This is a genomic window from Neoalteromonas flava (assembly GCF_002807685.1).
Taxonomy (GTDB): Bacteria; Pseudomonadota; Gammaproteobacteria; order Enterobacterales; family Alteromonadaceae; genus Alteromonas_E; species Alteromonas_E flava.
In genome coordinates this window covers 1-1,536 of record NZ_PEAX01000022.1, presented here as the reverse complement: position 1 = coordinate 1,536, position 1,536 = coordinate 1, and the positions used below count along the sequence as shown (strand labels likewise).

Genomic DNA, 1,536 nt, shown 5'->3' with positions numbered 1-1,536 from the left:
GACGATTATGAAATTCAGGCGGAAGTTGTTATTGATCTTGGTAAAAAAGTTGAGCTCATTCTTGAGCAGAGCAAGTTCTATTTCCATATCAAACACCTCGGCAGCTAACAAAGCGCTTAACTCGTTCACTGGGACAGTAACGCAGCGGCGCTTCGCGATTATGCCGCTACGTCACTGCCCGTTAGCTTAGTGTTAGGTACTCAAGGAGGAATACTAAATGCTGAAGAAGTTCTTAATTCTCTGTATCGTTGCGGTAGCTGTAATTACTTACTCAAAAAGCAAACAAAATGCAGCAAAATTACAGTCTCCAACGCCCCCAAAAGAGGCATTCATTAAGCCCAGCCCCTCGTCATTCAGCTGTGACGGTAGACAATATTGTAGTCAAATGACATCTTATGAAGAAGCTAAATTCTTTCTAGAAAATTGCCCAAATACAAAAATGGATGGTGACAATGATGGAATACCTTGTGAAAGGCAGTTTTAGCAACGTACCTAACAATCGCATTAAAACTCGCTGCGCTCGCGCGGACATCTACCTGTGGGCTCGCGCTGCGCGCAATTATAGCCCACAGCTATCTGCCCTTTATGCGGGGCGTTAGGAGACATGGAGTAAAAGTCGAGATATGGGAGCCATTGGAAGCATAATCTTAATAGTAATGTTAGTGCTCTTTCTATATACAGCGAGCGGATTAGCTAACTTCAGTAAAGGTTTGTTTAATGGACAGTTTAGAGTGAAAGGCTTCCTTATTTTCATATATGGCACTATCGTATTGGTTGTTATCTTTTACCTAAGCTCTCATTTTTCTGATGAATTAGGGATTAAAACAACATGTCCAAGGGCTGCGCCTAATTGCCAAACTTAACGCTATTCGGGGATGTAACAGAGGAAGTTAGTAGCAATGTCACCTAACAAACGCATCAAAACTCACTTCGTTCGCGCGGACATCTACCTGTGGGCTCGCGCTGCACGCGATTTTAGCCCACAGCTAGCTGCCCTTTATGCGGGGCGTTAGGTACTCGGAGTTAATTTGAAAAGAAAAGCTTTTTTTACAAAGAATTCTCCAAAATCATTCATCGTGTGTGTTACTGCTATATTGTTTGGACTTCTTGTAGCTGCACCAATAGCTCTTGCAGGTAAATTTGCTGCAATAGAAGTAATAAATGAACTAGGATTGATTTTGTTCTGGTGTTGCTTGTTAATAGCGGGCTTTTTCGGAGCCATATTTGCTGTTAGATCTGTGGCAGGAAAATACAAGACAATCAAAGAAACAAGTTGGAGAGAGCAGCTTTGGTGAGCAACGTACCTAACAATCGCATCAAAACTCGCTGCGCTCGCACGGACATCTACCTGTGGGCTCGCGCTGCGCGCAATTTTAGCCCACAGCTATCTGCCCTTTATGCGGGGCGTTAGGTGCCATGTCTGCTACAAAGCGTTTTTTGTATCTGCTTGAATTTTTCGCAGGGTTTGCCGTTCCAGTAATAGTTTTAGCTATGGGCGTGGTCTTTTCACCAATTTTTATCGTTGGCTTGTTTCAA

At 43.2% G+C, this 1,536-nt stretch carries 2 protein-coding genes; both read left to right on the top strand.

Annotated elements, in window-relative coordinates; all coding sequences use genetic code 11:
* Positions 1-217: 217 nt before the first annotated feature.
* Positions 218-484, top strand: coding sequence for an excalibur calcium-binding domain-containing protein (locus tag CSH92_RS17435; protein WP_100658782.1), 267 nt, complete (start codon positions 218-220; stop codon positions 482-484).
* Between the two features lie 544 nt (positions 485-1,028).
* Positions 1,029-1,295: a hypothetical protein gene (locus tag CSH92_RS16945; RefSeq protein ID WP_100658837.1), complete on the top strand. Its 267-nt coding sequence runs from the start codon at positions 1,029-1,031 to the stop codon at positions 1,293-1,295.
* Positions 1,296-1,536 lie beyond the last annotated feature (241 nt).

Bases quoted from the DNA above. Each gene is read 5' to 3' on its own strand.
- CSH92_RS17435 (WP_100658782.1), top strand. From the start codon at position 218: ATGCTGAAGAAGTTCTTAATTCTCTGTATCGTTGCGGTAGCTGTAATT.